The 16176-nt window shown below is 64.1% G+C and carries 16 protein-coding genes; 4 read left to right on the top strand and 12 right to left on the bottom strand.

What is annotated here, in order from left to right; all coding sequences use genetic code 11:
- Position 1: 1 nt before the first annotated feature.
- Genes sufD through ACU0B3_RS01870 form a run of 7 tightly spaced genes read right to left on the bottom strand, consistent with a single transcriptional unit; the run spans position 2 to position 5855 of the window.
- Positions 2-1279 (bottom strand): Fe-S cluster assembly protein SufD, encoded by a 1278-nt coding sequence (gene sufD, locus ACU0B3_RS01900; RefSeq protein WP_446259113.1) that lies wholly within the window; start codon positions 1277-1279, stop codon positions 2-4.
- Positions 1279-2034, bottom strand: coding sequence for a Fe-S cluster assembly ATPase SufC (gene sufC / locus ACU0B3_RS01895; RefSeq protein WP_446259112.1), 756 nt, complete (start codon positions 2032-2034; stop codon positions 1279-1281). Before sufC ends, sufD begins: the two co-directional genes overlap by 1 nt.
- Before the next feature lie 45 nt (positions 2035-2079).
- Positions 2080-2391: a heavy metal-binding domain-containing protein gene (locus ACU0B3_RS01890; RefSeq protein WP_446259111.1), complete on the bottom strand. Its 312-nt coding sequence runs from the start codon at positions 2389-2391 to the stop codon at positions 2080-2082.
- On the bottom strand, positions 2388-2765 hold the full coding sequence (locus ACU0B3_RS01885; RefSeq protein WP_446259110.1) for a hypothetical protein: 378 nt from the start codon (positions 2763-2765) through the stop codon (positions 2388-2390). Before ACU0B3_RS01885 ends, ACU0B3_RS01890 begins: the two co-directional genes overlap by 4 nt.
- Complete coding sequence (sufB, locus tag ACU0B3_RS01880; RefSeq protein ID WP_446259109.1) at positions 2765-4288, bottom strand: Fe-S cluster assembly protein SufB; 1524 nt, start codon at positions 4286-4288, stop codon at positions 2765-2767. The genes ACU0B3_RS01885 and sufB overlap by 1 nt, the downstream gene beginning before the upstream one ends.
- A 12-nt stretch (positions 4289-4300) precedes the next feature.
- Complete coding sequence (locus ACU0B3_RS01875; protein WP_446259108.1) at positions 4301-5347, bottom strand: cysteine desulfurase family protein; 1047 nt, start codon at positions 5345-5347, stop codon at positions 4301-4303.
- 40 nt (positions 5348-5387) lie between these two features.
- Positions 5388-5855, bottom strand: a complete 468-nt coding sequence (locus tag ACU0B3_RS01870) for an Rrf2 family transcriptional regulator (protein WP_446259107.1) — start codon at positions 5853-5855, stop codon at positions 5388-5390.
- Positions 5856-6062: 207 nt separating this feature from the next.
- Here ACU0B3_RS01870 and ACU0B3_RS01865 point away from each other — a divergent pair, with 207 nt between their 5' ends.
- Complete coding sequence (locus ACU0B3_RS01865) at positions 6063-6716, top strand: alpha/beta hydrolase (RefSeq protein WP_446259106.1); 654 nt, start codon at positions 6063-6065, stop codon at positions 6714-6716.
- Between the two features lie 80 nt (positions 6717-6796).
- On the opposite strand, the gene katG is transcribed toward ACU0B3_RS01865, so the two are convergent.
- Entirely contained in the window at positions 6797-8977 is a 2181-nt protein-coding gene (katG, locus tag ACU0B3_RS01860) for a catalase/peroxidase HPI (RefSeq protein ID WP_446259105.1), read from the bottom strand.
- 124 nt (positions 8978-9101) lie between these two features.
- Between katG and ACU0B3_RS01855 the strand changes: the two genes are divergently transcribed.
- Positions 9102-9989 carry a LysR substrate-binding domain-containing protein gene (locus ACU0B3_RS01855; protein ID WP_446259104.1) on the top strand — a complete coding sequence of 296 codons (888 nt, stop codon included), beginning with the start codon at positions 9102-9104 and terminating at the stop codon, positions 9987-9989.
- A gap of 212 nt (positions 9990-10201) precedes the next feature.
- Here the strand turns inward: ACU0B3_RS01855 and ACU0B3_RS01850 are convergent, their stop codons facing one another.
- From ACU0B3_RS01850 to ACU0B3_RS01840, 3 genes are all read right to left on the bottom strand, one after another.
- Entirely contained in the window at positions 10202-10612 is a 411-nt protein-coding gene (locus tag ACU0B3_RS01850) for a thioredoxin family protein (RefSeq protein WP_446259103.1), read from the bottom strand.
- A 35-nt stretch (positions 10613-10647) separates the two neighbouring features.
- A complete protein-coding gene (locus ACU0B3_RS01845) occupies positions 10648-11361 on the bottom strand; it encodes a cytochrome c biogenesis CcdA family protein (protein ID WP_446259102.1) in 714 nt (237 codons plus the stop codon).
- A gap of 89 nt (positions 11362-11450) precedes the next feature.
- On the bottom strand, positions 11451-13091 hold the full coding sequence (locus tag ACU0B3_RS01840; protein ID WP_446259101.1) for a sulfatase-like hydrolase/transferase: 1641 nt from the start codon (positions 13089-13091) through the stop codon (positions 11451-11453).
- Positions 13092-13230: 139 nt separating this feature from the next.
- Here ACU0B3_RS01840 and ACU0B3_RS01835 point away from each other — a divergent pair, with 139 nt between their 5' ends.
- Positions 13231-13809, top strand: a complete 579-nt coding sequence (locus ACU0B3_RS01835) for a YqaA family protein (RefSeq protein ID WP_446259100.1) — start codon at positions 13231-13233, stop codon at positions 13807-13809.
- On the top strand, positions 13806-14270 hold the full coding sequence (locus ACU0B3_RS01830; protein ID WP_446259099.1) for a disulfide bond formation protein B: 465 nt from the start codon (positions 13806-13808) through the stop codon (positions 14268-14270). Before ACU0B3_RS01835 ends, ACU0B3_RS01830 begins: the two co-directional genes overlap by 4 nt.
- Positions 14271-14797: 527 nt before the next feature.
- On the opposite strand, the gene ACU0B3_RS01825 is transcribed toward ACU0B3_RS01830, so the two are convergent.
- Positions 14798-16138, bottom strand: a complete 1341-nt coding sequence (locus tag ACU0B3_RS01825; RefSeq protein WP_446259098.1) for a sigma-54-dependent transcriptional regulator — start codon at positions 16136-16138, stop codon at positions 14798-14800.
- Between the last annotated feature and the right edge of the window lie 38 nt (positions 16139-16176).

The raw sequence follows: 16176 nt of genomic DNA, 5'->3' as shown, positions 1-16176 counted from the left end.
CTTATCGCCGTCTCTTCAACCAGTTTTCCAGCCGCGCGACCATGTCGTCGCGCAGGTCTTCGGCCTCGATTTCTTCCACCGCCTCGGCCAGAAACGCGAGGGTCAACAGATCGGTTGCGTCACTCTGCGACACCCCGCGCGACCGCAGGTAAAAGAGCGCCGTCTCGTCAATCGCGCCCGACGTCGAGCCGTGCGAGCACGCCACGTCGTCGGCGTAGATCTCGAGCTCGGGCTTGGCGAGGAACTGGCTGTCATCGTCGAGCAGCAGCGACTGGCTGATCTGGTAGCCGTCCGTCTTCTGCGCACCTTCCTTTACCAGGATTTTCCCTTGAAAGACGCCCGTCGCACCGTTGCGCAGCACCTTTTTGAACACCTGCCGGCTTTCGCAATTCACCGCATCATGCGTCACGAAGACCGTGGAATCGTTGTGGAAATCACCATCCCCCACGCTGGCGCCCGCGACCGTCGCCATCGCGTCGTCGCCCGTGAACTCGATCACGGTTTCATTCCGAGTCAGCACGCCGTTGGCGGTCAGGGTAAAGCTCTTGAACACGGACTCCGTGCCGAGGCGCGCGAAGATATGCGTGGCGGCGCGGCGTTCGTGGTCGCGGCCCTGCGCGCGCACGTGATGGAGCGTTGCGCCCGGTGCAATCTCCACCTCCATCCCGGTGTTGAACCGCGCAGCGCCAGGACCGGTCTCGAGAAAGGTCGCCGAAGCCCCCTCCTCCACCTTAATGCAATGATGCAAGATCGCATCGGAAGTCGTTGAGGTGTGGCGATAAATAGCGTGGATGGGACGCGCCGGAGTTTGTGTAACGTGGATGAGCACACCGTCGGTTGCAAAAGCCGTGTTCAGAGCTGCCAGCGGGCGCTCGACAGGGGTTTGTCCGCGCGCTTCGAGGGTTCCGTAGAGGTCCTTGGCCCAGTGGATGTCAGCCGACTGCGCTTCAGCGAGACGTTCGATCTGCACGCCCGAGAGCGTCAGGTCATCGGAAGCGTCCGCATCGAACACACCGTCAACAAACACGATCTTGAGCCGGTCGACGCCCTCGAACGGCATGTCAGTCTCATCATAAAGCGCCGCCTCGAGCGCCTCGACCTGAACCAGCGTGTCGGGGCGCGTGTACTTCCAATATTCGTCACGACGGCTCGGCAGACCCATGGCCTGGACACGCGCCAGAGCGGACTTTCGCGCGGCCTCGGTCCAGCCTCCCTGCGGCATGTCGAGCGCGGCGAGGCGCGCGTCGGTGGCGTCCTGTTTGAGCTTGGGCAGCGCCATCACGCGACCTCCGCCAGGATATCCGAATAGCCGTTGTTCTCGACCTCTAGGGCAAGCTCGGGGCCACCGGTTTTGACGATCTTTCCGTCCGCCATGATGTGCACGACGTCAGGTTTGATGTGGTCCAGAAGCCTTTGATAATGCGTGATAACTAGGAAACCGCGGCCTTCGTCACGAAGCGCGTTCACACCTTGTGCGACCAGCTTCATCGCGTCGACGTCGAGGCCGGAGTCGGTTTCGTCGAGGATGCACATCTTGGGCTCAAGCATCGCCATTTGCAGGATCTCGTTGCGCTTTTTCTCACCGCCGGAGAAGCCAACGTTAACCGGGCGTTTGAGCATGTCGGCGTCGATGTTGAGCGTCTTGGCGCGCTGGCGCACGACCTTGAGGAACTCGGTCGCGGACATCTCCTCCTCGCCGCGCGCCTTGCGCTGCGCGTTTACGGCGGTGCGCAGGAACGTCATGTTACCGACGCCCGGGATTTCGACCGGGTATTGGAAGGCGAGGAACATGCCGGCGGCGGCGCGCTCTTCAGGCTCCATCTCGAGGATGTCGTCGCCGCCAAGCTTGGCCGAGCCGTCCGTCACTTCGTAGCCGTCCTTGCCCGAAAGCACGTAGGACAGCGTCGACTTGCCCGAGCCGTTGGGCCCCATGATCGCGTGTACCTTCCCCGCCTCGACGGTGAGGTTCACGCCTTTGAGGATCGCTTTATCCTCTTCTTCAAGAGAGGCGTGCAGGTTGTTGATCTCAAGCATTTTTCTGTCCTTGCGCGGTAGGGTCGGCAGTGCCCACCCTACGAGTTATCCGAGTGTGACTGCGGTGCCGGAGGCCGACACCATGAGCATGTTGTTAATGACCTCGTAGTCGAGATCGACGCCGACGACGGCGTTGGCGCCTTTGGCGCGGGCGCGGTCTTCGAGCTCGCGGAGGGCGGTTTCACGGGCCTCTCCGAGGCTTTCCTCGTATGCGCCAGAGCGTCCGCCGATGATGTCGGTGATGCCTGCGAAGACATCGCGGAAAATGTTCGCCCCAAGGATCGCCTCGCCCACGACGATGCCCTTGTAGTCGGCGATCTGGTAGCCTTCGACGGAGGGGGTTGTTGTAATGATCATCCTTGTTTCATCTTCCCGACATCGAGCCATTTGAGCTTCGAGTCGTGGTCAAAGTTGATCACTTGATTGCTCCAGGTCTCGCTTAAGGTAGCACCAACAAACAGCTGTTTGATGTTCTCGTGGTTTGATTGAGCCGCCAATTCTGCCTGTTTAGGGTCATCGACTTCTTCTTCTACCCAATGCACAGGCACTTTACTTGCGCGTCCCAGGAACAAGACCCCTCCAGGATTCGGCAGCTCACATGCTTCACATGCGTATGGGTTAGTGACTTCATCTACTGTCCAAAAGAGATCCTCACCGCCAAATTCACTATCGATAGAAAAGAAACCGACAAGCTCCTGCTCGTCTTTAAGCCTCACCATAAATACCGGCATCACCCCACCGACCCTTCCAGCGAGATCGCGACCAGCTGTTGCGCTTCCATCGCGAACTCCATGGGGAGCGCTTGCAGCACGTCCTTGCAGAAGCCGTTGACCACGAGGGCCACCGCCTCCTCCTCGTCCATGCCCCGCTGGCGGCAGTAGAAGAGTTGGTCGTCGTCCACCTTGGAGGTCGTCGCCTCGTGCTCGACGCGGGAGGAGTTGTTCTTCACCTCAATATACGGGACCGTATGCGCCCCGCATTTGTCGCCGATCAGGAGCGAGTCGCACTGGGTGTAGTTGCGTCCGTTCTTGGCCTTGGGGTGCATCGAGACAAGGCCGCGGTAGGTGTTCTGTGCCTTTCCCGCGCTGATGCCTTTCGAGACGATCCGGCTCTTGGTGTTCTTGCCGAGGTGGATCATCTTGGTCCCGGTGTCGGCCTGCTGCATGTTGTTGGCGATGGCGATCGAGTAGAACTCGCCTTGGCTCTCGTCGCCGCGCAGGATGCAGGAGGGGTATTTCCACGTCACCGCCGAGCCGGTCTCGACCTGCGTCCACATGACCTTAGCCCGGTCGCCGCGGCAGTCGGCGCGTTTGGTGACAAAGTTGTAGATGCCGCCCTTCCCGTTTTCATCGCCCGGGAACCAGTTCTGGACGGTGGAGTATTTCACCTCCGCGTCTTCTTCGACGATGATCTCGACGACGGCGGCGTGCAGCTGGGAAGTGTCGCGCTGGGGCGCGGTGCAGCCTTCCAAGTAGCTGACGTAGCTGCCTTTATCGGCGATGATGAGCGTGCGTTCGAACTGGCCGGTGTTCTCCGCATTGATGCGGAAGTACGTCGACAGCTCCATCGGGCAGCGCACGCCGGGCGGCACGTAGACAAACGAGCCGTCGGAGAAGACCGCTGAATTGAGCGTCGCGTAGTAATTGTCCGACACAGGCACAACCGAGCCGAGGTATTTGCGCACCAGTTCGGGATGCTCCTTGATCGCTTCGGAGATCGAGCAAAAGATGACGCCGGCCTTCTTGAGCTCGGCCTGGAAGGTGGTCCCCACCGAAACCGAGTCGAACACCGCGTCCACGGCCACCTTGCGACCCTCGGCCGGCATATCCTCGGCGCCCTCGACGCCCGCAAGGATCATCTGCTCCTTGAGCGGGATGCCGAGCTTTTCGTACGTCGCGAGCAGCTTGGGATCGACCTCGTCCAGCGACTTGGGCTTGACCTCCATCGACTTTGGACGGGCGTAGTAATACTGGTCCTGGAAGTCGATCTCGGGGTAGTCGACCATCGCCCAATCAGGCTCTTCCTTTTCGAGCCAGCGGGCGTATGCCTCGAGCCGCCATTCGGTCATCCACTCCGGCTCGTCGTTCTTTTCCGAGATCAACTTGACGATATCGGTGTTCAGGCCCTTCGGCGCGAACTCCATCTCGATCTCGGTTTCCCAGCCATACTTGTAGGCGCCGCCCACCTGGCTCACCAGCTCGACGGTTTCCTCTTCGACGCCGTCCTTAACCTTCACATCATCCAGTGCAGCCATGTCACCCTCCAGTCACGCCGCGCGGGCGCGGAATTTGGTGTGCGCGCGCAGCCAGGTCTCGGCAAAGCGCAGCACGTCGTCTTCGGTTGTGGTGGGACCCAGCGACACGCGCACCGCGCTCGCCGCCTCCACCTCGGTATATCCCATCGCGCGCAGCACGCGGCTCGCCTTGACCTTGCCCGACGAGCAGGCCGAACCCGCACTGATCGCAAAGCCGGCCAGGTCCATCGCCATCACCTGCGTCTCACCCTTCCAACCGGGGGTGAGGAAGCACGAGGTGTTCGGCAACCGCTCTGCGCCTTTCCCGACAAAAATAGTCTCTGACGCGCCGGCTGCAATGGCGTTTTCTAGAATGTTTCTAAGTTTTTCGACATGCGCCCAGACGCCGCGTGCGAGGTCGCGCTGCGCCGCCTCCGCCGCCGCTCCAAAGCCGACGATCCCCAGCACGTTCTCCGTGCCCGACCGGCGCCCCATCTCCTGACCGCCGCCCTTGATCTGTGCCGCGATATCAAGACCTTGCCGGATCACCAGCGCCCCGACACCCTTCGGCCCGCCCAGCTTGTGTGCCGAGACCAGCCCCGTATCGACGCCCAGCCAGTCGAACCCAAAGGCCAGCTTGCCAAACGCCTGCGTCAGATCGCTCACTGCCAGCCCTTGCGACAAAGATTGCACCACACCGGTCTCCGAGTTGGCATACTGCAAAGCCGTCCGTCCCGGCGCGTCCACCGCCACGGCCCCGCTCTCGGACACCGCAAGCTCCGACAATACCCAAGCATCCACCGCATCATGCTCGACACAGCCCGCCACCAGCCCGCGTCCCGCGCAAGCCAGCGCCGCCGCCTCCGTCGCGCCGGAGGTAAACACGACATCCGCCCCGGAGGCCCCGAGCGCCTCCGACACCTGCGCCCGCGCCTTCTCGATCAGTCCCTTCGCCGCGCGCCCCTCGGCATGGACCGACGACGGATTGCCCAGCACGTCCATGGCCGCGATCATCGCGCCCCGCGACTCCGCCCGCAAAGGCGCCGTCGCGTTCCAGTCGAGGTACACCCGCTCCTTCATCTTCCCAGACAAACTCCCGCCGGAGGCTCCCGCAGCCTGCCTATTCGTCCACCATCTCGAAAAGGTTCGGAACCGCCGGACAAGGCGCTAATTCATTCGAAATCACGTCCGAGAGCCGCGTCTGATGGAGGAAGACGTAGACGTGCGCCGAAAACCCTTCCCACAGACGGTTGGTGAGCGACTGCGCCCGGCTGCCCGACTGCCCGCCAGAGGCACCCGCCCCCTTGTGCATCGCGTTGACCGTCTCGTCGACCGCGCTCAGCACGTCGACCACGCGGATATCCGACGCCGCGCGGGCCAGCCGGTACCCGCCCCCCGGACCGCGCACCGACTCGACCAGCCCCGCCCGGCGGAGCTTCACGAAGAGCTGCTCGAGATACGGCAGCGAGATGCTCTGCCTCCGCGCAATGTCTCCTAGCGGCACGAGACCGGCAGGTCCCTTAGAGGTCTCCAGCGCAATGTCGCAGAGCGCCAGCATCGCGTAGCGTCCCTTGGTCGACAGCTTCATCGGACACCCCCCGTGTCATATCCGCCAGTGCGGGCCAACCCCGCCACCGCCACGCGCGCCAAACGATTGACGCCCCAGCCGCAACAGCCTACCTGTGCCGAGCTTGCGCGGCACCATCGCCGCCTGATTTAGAACCATTCTAAGGTCTGCCAGGGAACGCCGTCAACCGGCCCCGTGCAGAACAACGACACGAAGGAGGCTCCGCCGATGCCCGAGGTGATCTTTCCCGGACCCGAAGGCCGCCTCGAAGGCCGCTATCACCCGCAAAAGGACCGCGACGCGCCGATCGCCATCGTGCTGCACCCGCACCCGCAATTCGGCGGGACGATGAACAACAAGGTCGTCTACAACCTGCACTACGCCTTCTACAACATGGGCTTCACCGTGTTGCGCTTCAACTTCCGCGGCGTCGGGCGCTCCCAGGGCGAATACGACCAGGGCGTGGGCGAGCTTTCGGACGCGGCCTCCGCGCTCGACTACCTGCAGTCGATGAACAACAACTCCAAGCATTGCTGGGTGGCCGGCTTCTCCTTTGGTGCCTGGATCGGCATGCAGCTTCTGATGCGCCGCCCAGAGATCACCGGCTTCATCTCGGTCTCGCCACCCGCCAACATGTACGACTTCTCGTTCCTGGCGCCCTGCCCCTCGTCCGGGCTGATCATCAACGGCTCGGCAGACCGCGTGGCCCCGCCCGCAGACACGGTGAGCCTCGTGAACAAGCTGCACGAGCAAAAGGGCATCACAATCACCCATACCGAGCTCGAGGGCGCCGACCACTTCTTCAAAGAGCCTTACATGGATGAGATGATCGGCAACGTCTCGGATTACGTCAAACGGCGCCTGACCGAGACCTCGCGCTGAGACATCGCGAAACACAAAAAAGGCCGGGCGCTCTGCCCGGCCTTTTGTTTTGTAGGATGGGTGCTTGCACCCATCTTACTTTAGATGTCGAAGCGGTCCGCGTTCATCACCTTGGTCCAGGCGGCGACGAAGTCCTCCACAAACAGCGTATCCGCATCGTCCGAGCCATAAACCTCCGCCAGCGCCCGCAGCTGCGAGTTCGACCCGAAGACCAGATCGACCGTCGTCGCGTTCCACGTCCGACCCGCGCCACTGCGCGAGGAACTCTCGTAGCGGTCGTCGCCCACCTCTTTCCAGGTGTTGTCCATGTCGAGCACGGTCTTGAAGACGTCCCGCGTCAACGCGCCCGGGCGCTCGGTCAGTACACCCAGCTCGGAGTTGCCCGAGGTCGCGCCCATCGCGCGAAGACCACCAACCAGCACCGTCATCTCCGGCGCCGTGAGGCCCATCAGCTGAGCGCGGTCGATCATCAGCTCCGCCTGCGGGCGCAGCTCACCCTCGCTCAGGTAGTTGCGGAAGGCGTCCGACGTCGGCTCGAGCGGGTCAAAGCTCTCGGCGTCCGTCATCTCGTCAGTCGCATCCGTGCGGCCCGGCTGGAACGGCACGGTGACGTCGTGACCGCCCTCTTTGGCCGCGGCTTCGACACCGGCGCAGCCCGCCAGCACGATCAGGTCGGCCATCGAGACTTTCTTGGCGTCCGTGTCAAACCCGTCCTTAATGCCTTCCAAAACGGTCAGCACTTTTGACAGTTCCGCCGGATCGTTCACGGCCCAGTCCTTTTGCGGGGCAAGACGCACACGCGCGCCGTTCGCACCACCCCGGCGATCCGACTGGCGGTAGGTCGAGGCCGAGGCCCAAGCCGCCTTGACCAGTGCAGAAACCGGGAGACCCGCGTCGAGGATTTGCGCCTTGAGCGCTGCCACGTCCGCGTCATCCACCAGCGCATGATCCACCGCAGGCACGGGGTCCTGCCAGATCATCGGCTCAGCGGCCTTCAGCTTGCCCAGACCCAGCTCGTGCGGGCCCATGTCGCGGTGCGTGAGCTTGTACCACGCCTTCGCAAACGCCTCGGCAAACGCCTCCGGGTCCTTGTGGAAGCGCTTGGAGATCTCGATATACGCCGGGTCCGTGCGCAGGGCCATGTCGGCGGTGGTCATCATGATCGGCGCATTGCCGTTGCCGTCCGCTGCCGGCGCGTGATCACCTTCCTTGAGGCCCTTGGCCTGCCACTGGTTGGCGCCGGCGGGCGACTTGGTCAGCTCCCACTCGTAGCCGAAGAGCACGTCGAAATAGGACATGTCCCAGGTCGTCGGCGTCGGCGTCCAGGCGCCTTCGATGCCCGAGGTGATCGCGTCGATGCCGCGGCCCGACTGGTGCGCGGAGGTCCATCCGAGACCCATCTCGACCAGCGGCGCGCCTTCGGGCTCAGGCCCCACAAGGCCCGCGTCGCCTGCGCCGTGCGCCTTCCCGAAGGTGTGTCCGCCCGCAACGAGCGCGACGGTTTCCTCGTCGTTCATCGCCATCCGGGCAAAGGTCTCGCGGATGTCGCGCGCCGAACCCATCGGGTCGGGGTTCGCGTTCGGACCTTCGGGGTTCACGTAGATCAGGCCCATCTGCACGGCGGCCAGCGGGTTCGCCAACTCGCGGTCGCCCGAGTAGCGCTCGTCATCGAGCCAGCCTTTCTCGGGACCCCAGTAGATATCCTCCTCGGGCTCCCACACGTCCTCGCGGCCCCCGGAGAAGCCCCAGGTCTTGAATCCCATGCTCTCGAGCGCGACGTTGCCGGCGAGGATCATCAGGTCCGCCCAGCTGAGCGCCGCGCCGTACTTCGCCTTGATCGGCCAAAGGAGGCGGCGGGCCTTGTCGAGGTTGCCGTTGTCCGGCCAGGAGTTGAGCGGCGCGAACCGCTGCGTGCCCGAGCGTGCGCCGCCACGGCCGTCAAACGTCCGGTAGGTGCCTGCCGAGTGCCACGCCATGCGGATAAAGAAGGGCCCGTAATGGCCATAATCCGCAGGCCACCACTCCTGGCTGTCGGTCATCAGCGCGTGAAGGTCCTCCACGACGCCATCGAGGTCGAGGCCCTGGAATGCCTTGGCGTAGTCGAACTTTGCGCCATAGGGGTTCGCCTCGGGCGTGTTCTGGTGCAACACCTTGAGGTTCAGCTGGTTCGGCCACCATTCCTGGTTGGCGATCGTGCCGCTGGGGTAGCGGGTGCCGTGGATGACCGGGCATTTGCCGCCGCCCGTCGGGGATCCGTCCATGTTGCTCTCCTATTGCTGCATGTTGGGACCCGGCGCTCCGAATCCCGATCTGCGCCTGTTCTAGCAACGTTCTGGAATAAGTCTAAGTTGAGTTTTCTGATATGAGCGATAAGCTGCGCCTATCATGAACCTCACACTCAAACAGCTGCGCTACTTCGAGGCGCTCGCCACGCAGGGCCACTTTGGCCGCGCGGCGGACTTCTGCGCGATCTCGCAGCCGGCCCTTTCGATGCAAATCAAGGAGCTCGAGCGCACGCTTGGCCAGCCGCTCTTTGAACGTGCAGCGCGGGAGGTGACGCTGACCGGGTTCGGCGCCGAGTTTGCGCCCCGCGCGCGGGCCATCCTGCAGGCGGTGGACGACCTCGGCGAGTTGGCGCGCGCGACCTCCGCCACGCCCACGGGCGAGATGCGGCTGGGGGTGATCCCGACGGTGGCGCCCTACCTGCTGCCTGCGCTCATCCCGGCGCTTGGCGCGGCGCATCCCGAGCTGACCTTGCGCATCCGGGAGACCACCACACCGCGCCTGATCGAAGAGCTGCGGCGCGGGCGGATCGACGCGGCTCTGCTCGCGACCCCGCTCGATGAGCCGGGCTTTGCCGAGCTGCCGCTCTTTACCGAGGACTTTGTGCTGGTGCGTCCGCAAGCTTCCGCCCATTTGCCCGTCCCGGCGGCGGACACGCTGAGAAGGCCCGAGCTACTTCTTCTAGAGGAAGGGCATTGCGTGCGCGATCAGACCCTCGCGGTCTGCAAGATGCCGGGGCAGGAGAAAGACGGCCTCGACGGTGCCTCGCTTGCGACGCTGGTGCAGATGGTCGGCGCGGGGCTGGGCGTGACGCTTATCCCCGAGATGGCCGTGCGGGTCGAGACGCGCTCTGCCGACGTGGCGCTCGCGCGGTTCGCCGGCCCCGCGCCGCAGCGCGAGATCGGCATGGTGTGGCGCCGCACCTCTCCGCTTGCCGCGCAGTTCAGGCAAGTGGCCGAAGTGGTTCGGCGCGTGGGGCTGAGCTCATAACTAAACGGTTTAACCCTAGGAGAAAAACAGACGCTCACGCGCCGTCCCGCGGGGTGGCGCAATCGCGCCGCCCACTTTGCCGAAGGCAAACCTTCGGTTTGACGGGGGCGGGTCATGCCGGAGGCATGCCTTTGGCATGACGCGGCCTGACAGTGCCTGTCAGGCGGGTGCTTTGGTTTGAGCGATAGTGAGTTAGGCTTAAGTCGCCCGGATCAGCTCAGGCTGTTGAGACCCAGATCGAGCAGCTCCTTGATTTGCGCCTCGCCCGTGCCTGCAACGAGGCGGCCGAGCTCCTGATCGCCTTTCAGCACGATCAGCGTCGAGCGGCGCGGGATGTTGCGCGAGGTTGTGACCTCGTGGTTGCGGTAGTCGTCCCAGTCGACACGCACAAAGAGCATGTCGTTGTACGCCGGGTTTTCTGACCGCAGCGCGCCGATCACCCGCTCCTGCCGCGCGCAGGTCGAGCACCAGTCAGCGGCGAAATCGACGAACACGGTCTTGCCTTCGGCCAGTGCGTTTTCGACCACGCCCGGCGCATAGTCGACGGTCTCGGCGGCAAAGCTTGCACTCGGCAGGGCGATGGCGGCAGCGCCAAGGGCGAGCACGGAACGGCGGTTGAGCATGAGAAATCTCCTTTTGACGTGGATGAAAGGCTGGCTCAGAAGGCTACAGAGAGGTCTTGCAGCCAGAAAGGCAAGGTGCGGACCGCCCACGCCTCGATCACGTGGTGCAGTTTGAAGAAAAGCGCGAGGCCGACGGCGATGAAGGTCACGCCGAGGATGGGCTTGGAGCGTTCGGCAAGGCCCCGCAGCTTTTGCGCCCGGCTGCGGATGAGCTCGCGCGCACCAAGGCCAAGGCCGAGGATCAGCGTCGAGACACCCAGCGCGAAGGCGCACATGATGAGTGTGACGTAGCCGAGGTTCTCGCCTTGCGAGGCCAGCGCGATGGCGCCGCCGAGCGTCGGCCCGATGCAGGGCGACCAGACTGCGCCGAGGAGAAGGCCGCCGAGGAATTGGCCTTTGAGCCCGTCCGCGCTCGACTTCGTCAGCTGCGCGTCCGCCGAGGCAGCCATACCGGCGGTCGCCATCTCGAAGCGGCGGGCGAAGGCAGGCACCAGGAGGATCGTGCCAAAGACGATCATCAGCGCCGCGCCGATTTGGGCGAGCATCTCTTGCGTGAGGCCAATTGTGGCGCCGAAGGCGGTAACAAAGACGCCGAAGACCACGAAGGACAGGCTCATACCTGCAGCCAGCGCGACGGGACCCAGCCGATCCGCGTTGAGCGCGCTCACCAGCACGATCGGCAGCACCGGCAAAACGCAAGGATTGATGAGCGTCAGGAGCCCGGCGAGATAGGCAAATAGAAATTCCATGGAAAGCGGGATGCCTCGGTTTCGCGCCCCGATCAAGCGCGCCGCACACACGCTCCGGTCACGAAGGCGTCAGGCTTTCGCAATGCGTGCTATGTGTCGTACCGCGCCTTGGCCGGGCCGCGGTAGGCAGAGGTGAGCTCTCCGGGCACTTCGCTGCCGTCGACGAGGAACGGCAGGATGCCTTTGCGCAGCGAGCCGCCGCGGCCGGCGATGATCTCGGCGTCCGAGCGGGTGATGCGCTGCGCGCAGCGGCGTCCCCAGGCGGCGAGCTGGTCATAGAGACGGTCGATGATCTCGGCATGGGCGGTGCCTTTGGCGAGGTCGTGGAACTCCTGCGGATCCTCCTGCAAATCAAAGAGCATCGGGCGAAAGCCGCCTTCGGCGTGCATCATCTTGTAGCGTCCGTCGAAGACCATGAAGAGGCGGCAATCCTTGGGTGCGAGTCCCAGTTTCACTGCCTGCGGCGTGCCGGAAAAGTCGAACTCGGAGATGGCCACCTCGCGCCAATCCGGCCTTTGGCCGTGCAGGAACGGCAGGAGCGAGCGGCCTTCGAGGATGTGGTCCGGGACCTCTCCGCCTGCGGTCTCGACAAAGGTCGGCGCGAGGTCGATGGCCTCCACGAGCGCGTCGCAGGTCGTGCCGCGCGTTGCGTCGGCTTCTGTCCGCGGATCGTAGACAATTAGCGGTACCTTGACGGATTGTTCGTGAAAGAGGTCCTTCTCCCCCAGCCAGTGATCGCCCAGATAGTCGCCGTGGTCGGAGGTGAGCACAATCATCGTGTCCTCCATCTGGCCGGTGTCTTCGAGGTACTTGAGCAGCACGCCGAGCTGGTCGTCGCATTGCTTGATCAGTCCCATGTAGGCCGGGATCACCTTGTTCCGCACCTCGTCCTGCTGGAAGGCGGCGGCGATCTTGTTGCCCATGTAGGCGCCGTAGACAGGGTGCGGGTCCTCGCGCTCGACCTCGTCACGCACGGCGGGCGGCACGTGGTCGGGGCCGAACATCTCGTGGTAGGGCGCGGGCACGATGTAGGGCCAGTGCGGCTTGATATAGCTGAGGTGCGCACACCAGGGGCCGCTCGCCTGCTCCATGAACGCGATGGCCTCCTGCGTGAGCCAGGGCGTCTCGCTGTCTTCCTCGCGGATGTTGGCGGGCTTGTCGGCGTTGGCGAACATCCAGCCCGAGGCGATGTCGCCGTCTGCGTCGACGCCCGCGTTGGCAAAGTCCGCCCAGGGGTTCTGCGACGGGTATCCCTTGTCCCTGAGGTAGGCGTTGTAGGGCGAGCGCCCGCTGTCGTAGAACCCGTCCGGTCCCTCCGCCCAGAGCCCGTCGTCGCGGGTCCAGACGTCGAAGCCGCACTCGGCCTGGCGTGCACCGATGACGCTGTCGGGTTTGAGGCCGAGGCGGGCCATGCCCTTGGCATCCGCCTTCATGTGGGTCTTGCCGATCAGCCAGCACTCCATTCCGGCGGCGCGCAGATGATCGCCCATGGTCCACTCGCCCACGCGCAGGGGAACGTTGTTCCAAGAGGCGCCGTGGGAGGAGACGTAGCGCCCGGTGTAGGTGCTCATCCGGCTGGCGCCGCAAATGGGGGACTGCACATAGGCGTTGGTGAACCGCACGCCCCTGGCGGCGACGCTGTCGAAATGCGGCGTCTCGAGATGCGGATGACCGGCGCAGCCGAGATAGTCGAACCGCAGCTGGTCATACATGATGAAGAGGATGTTCATGGCGCGCCTTTCGTGCTGTGCGGACGCTAGCGGCATTTTTGCGCCGCCGCCAGATTGTCGGCGCCTGCCGCCGGATCGAGGGTGGCTCTGCGCCGCGACCTCATTTATGCCCGTGCAAAACACGCAAACAGGCACATCCATGATCCGAGCGCTCTATGACTGGACCTTGCGGCTGGCGGACCATCCGCGCGCGCTCTGGGCGCTTTTTGTGGTGTCCTTTATCGAGGCATCGGTGTTCCCGATCCCGCCCGATGTGATCATGATCCCGATGATCCTCGCCGCGCCGCGCCGGGCGTGGCTCATCGCCTTTACCGCGCTCGCAGGCTCGGTGTTGGGAGGGCTTGCGGGCTATGCCATCGGCGCCCTCGCGTTCGAGACGCTGGGCCAGCCGATCCTCGAGGCGCTTGGCAAGGCCGATGCCATGGAGGCGTTCAACGCGCGTTTCAACGGGGTCGGGTTCTGGGCGGTGCTGGTTGCGGGACTGACGCCGTTCCCGTTCAAGGTGATCACGATCATGTCCGGCTGGACGGGTATGCCGCTGGTGACATTTATCCTGACGTCGATCCTGGCGCGCGCGCTACGGTTCTTCCTCGTCGCGGCGCTGCTGCATTACTACGGTGCGCCGATCCGCGAGTTTATCGAACGGCGTCTGGGCCTGATGTTCACGCTCTTTTGTGTTGTGCTGATCGGCGGATTTGCAGCAGTCAAGTTGCTATGAGCGCTCGGTTTTTCATTGCTTTGGCCGCAGGCGGCTCGGCGGCGGTTCTGCTGGCGGCCTACGGGTTTCAGCACCTGGGAGGGCTGGCGCCCTGCAAGATGTGCCTGTGGCAGCGCTGGCCGCATGCCGCGGCGATCCTGATCGGGGTCCTGGCGTTTGTCGTGCCTGTTGGGACGCGGGTCTGGGCGGTTCTGGGCGCGCTTGCGGCGCTGGTGACAGCGGGGATCGGGCTTTACCATGTGGGCGTCGAGCAAGCGTGGTGGAAGGGTCCAAGCTCTTGTTCGGCGCAGAGCATCGGCGGGCTGTCGACGGACGAGCTGCTGGATCAGATCATGTCCGCGCCGCTGGTGCGCTGCGACGAGATCGCGTGGAGCTTTGCCGGGCTGTCGATGGCCGGATGGAATGCGGTGCTGTCTTTGGGGCTGGCGGTGATCTGGGTGATGGCGTTTCGGAAGGCGTGAGGCTGTTCGGCGGTGCCCACCTTACGTAACGAGGCAGGCTTAGCAGGGGTCGATTTCTGGAAAATGCGCACTTGCGTCTCGAGTGGTGGGGCTGCTGGCAAACTAAGCACTCGAGTGTCATAACCCTGTTCGGCAGTGCCCACCTTACCAGTAAGGTAAGCACTGCCGTTTAGGGGGCGCGTGGTAAGCCTACAGGTTCGAAGGGCAGACAGGGTCGTCGCAAGGACACGTCGCTCGTTCGTCGCATGCGGACTTTGGTTGAATTCGGGTACAACCAAAGTAGCGATGCCATGTCAGCGTGCGCACACTGCAACCCTCTGGATAGACCTAGGTTAGGTGGTCGGTGCCGAAGGGCGCACGCTAACTTCAAAGAAGCGCGCGCCATCAAGCACAAGCCACGATCCTTGGACGGACCTAGGTAAGGTGGGCAGTACTGAAAGGCGTAAGGTCAAGCGCAAAGACATGCGCGCGCCAAGCGCAACCGTCGCTCAATGCTCACAGCCTGCCCACCCTATGGACGCACTGCCCTACCCGGCCAGATAATCCGACCGTTGGAGCGCGTACTTCGCCATCTTCTCGTTCAGCGTTCGGCGCGGCAGGCAGAGCTCTTCCATGACCGATGCGATGGAGCCCTTGTGGCGGCGCATCGTGTTGTCGATGAGCATGCGCTCGAACGCCTCCACGTACTCCTTCAACGGCTTGCCCTCGGTCGTCATCACCGGCTGCATCTCGTCGTGATCGCTCATCAGAAGCGACGCGATGGTCCCCGAACCACGCCGGCTCTGCAGCACGGCACGCTCGGCTAGGTTAATCAGCTGGCGCACGTTGCCCGGCCAGGGCGCCTGCAAGAGCTGCGCCGCCTCCTGAGCGGTCACGGCGGGCGCGTCACAGCCGTACTCTTCGGAGAACTGCTCGCTGAGCCGGGTGAAGAGCGTCAGGATATCCTCCCCGCGCTGGCGCAGCGGCGGCACGGTGATCTTGAGCGCGGCAAGGCGGTAATAGAGGTCCGGGCGCAGCGCATCCTCGCAGGTCTTGTCCTGCTCCTGCAGGTTGCAGATCGCCACGATGCGCGTCTCGGCGGGCGTGCCCTGCTCGTTGATCACGCTCAAAAGGCGCGCTTGGAGCGTGTCCGACAGCGCCTCCACGTCTTCGAGCACCAGCGTGCCGCCGCGGCCCTCTTCGATCGCCGGCAGGAACGGATCATCGGCGCGCACCGGGCCAAAGAGGCGGCGCGAGAGCTCCTCCTCCTCGAGCGCGGCGCAGGGCAGGAGCACGAACTTCTTGCCCGCCCGGCTGCCGACGGCGTGCAGCGCGTGTGCCACCAGCGTCTTGCCCGTGCCCGTCTCGCCCTCGATCAGCACATGGCCGTCCGCCTGGCCGAGGTCGAGGATGTCCTCGCGCAAACGCTCCATCACCGGGGAGGCGCCGATGAGCTTCTTCATCAGCTGCGAGCCGTCCGAGAGCTCGCGCCGCAGCGCCCGGTTGTCGAGCGTCAGACGACGCGCGTTCGACGCTTTCTTGGCGAGCTCGGTCATCTTGTCGGGGTTGAACGGCTTTTCGAGAAAATCGAACGCGCCGAGCCGCATCGCCTCCACCGCCATCGGCACATCGCCGTGACCAGTGATCATGATCACAGGCAGCGCGGAGTCAGACCCCATCATCTTTTTCAGGAACTGCATCCCGTCCATGCCGGGCATCTTGATGTCCGTGATGACGATGCCGGGGTAGTCGGGACCCAGCTTGCCAAGCGCGTCCTCGGCGCTGGCGAAGGTCTCCGTGTCGTAGCCCGAGAGCGCCAGCCACTGGCTGATGGACTGACGCATGTCCTGTTCGTCGTCGACGATGGCGATCTTCATGGGACGGGGCATGCGCGCTCCTTAGACGTTTGCGGCCGCGCGGCGCGGTC

The organism is Pseudaestuariivita sp. (genome assembly GCF_052825805.1).
This window is presented reverse-complemented; position numbering and strand designations above follow the sequence as displayed.

Excerpts from the sequence above, each read along its gene's own strand:
- ACU0B3_RS01890 (WP_446259111.1), bottom strand. The coding sequence starts at position 2,391 with ATGATCATTACAACAACCCCCTCCGTCGAAGGCTACCAGATCGCCGAC.
- sufC (WP_446259112.1), bottom strand. The coding sequence starts at position 2,034 with ATGCTTGAGATCAACAACCTGCACGCCTCTCTTGAAGAAGAGGATAAA.
- ACU0B3_RS01830 (WP_446259099.1), top strand. The coding sequence starts at position 13,806 with ATGAGCGCTCGGTTTTTCATTGCTTTGGCCGCAGGCGGCTCGGCGGCG.
- ACU0B3_RS01825 (WP_446259098.1), bottom strand. The coding sequence starts at position 16,138 with ATGCCCCGTCCCATGAAGATCGCCATCGTCGACGACGAACAGGACATG.
- ACU0B3_RS01845 (WP_446259102.1), bottom strand. The coding sequence starts at position 11,361 with ATGGAATTTCTATTTGCCTATCTCGCCGGGCTCCTGACGCTCATCAAT.
- ACU0B3_RS01855 (WP_446259104.1), top strand. The coding sequence starts at position 9,102 with ATGAACCTCACACTCAAACAGCTGCGCTACTTCGAGGCGCTCGCCACG.
- katG (WP_446259105.1), bottom strand. The coding sequence starts at position 8,977 with ATGGACGGATCCCCGACGGGCGGCGGCAAATGCCCGGTCATCCACGGC.
- ACU0B3_RS01865 (WP_446259106.1), top strand. The coding sequence starts at position 6,063 with ATGCCCGAGGTGATCTTTCCCGGACCCGAAGGCCGCCTCGAAGGCCGC.
- sufB (WP_446259109.1), bottom strand. The coding sequence starts at position 4,288 with ATGGCTGCACTGGATGATGTGAAGGTTAAGGACGGCGTCGAAGAGGAA.
- ACU0B3_RS01835 (WP_446259100.1), top strand. The coding sequence starts at position 13,231 with ATGATCCGAGCGCTCTATGACTGGACCTTGCGGCTGGCGGACCATCCG.
- ACU0B3_RS01870 (WP_446259107.1), bottom strand. The coding sequence starts at position 5,855 with ATGAAGCTGTCGACCAAGGGACGCTACGCGATGCTGGCGCTCTGCGAC.
- ACU0B3_RS01885 (WP_446259110.1), bottom strand. The coding sequence starts at position 2,765 with ATGCCGGTATTTATGGTGAGGCTTAAAGACGAGCAGGAGCTTGTCGGT.
- ACU0B3_RS01840 (WP_446259101.1), bottom strand. The coding sequence starts at position 13,091 with ATGAACATCCTCTTCATCATGTATGACCAGCTGCGGTTCGACTATCTC.
- ACU0B3_RS01875 (WP_446259108.1), bottom strand. The coding sequence starts at position 5,347 with ATGAAGGAGCGGGTGTACCTCGACTGGAACGCGACGGCGCCTTTGCGG.
- sufD (WP_446259113.1), bottom strand. The coding sequence starts at position 1,279 with ATGGCGCTGCCCAAGCTCAAACAGGACGCCACCGACGCGCGCCTCGCC.
- ACU0B3_RS01850 (WP_446259103.1), bottom strand. The coding sequence starts at position 10,612 with ATGCTCAACCGCCGTTCCGTGCTCGCCCTTGGCGCTGCCGCCATCGCC.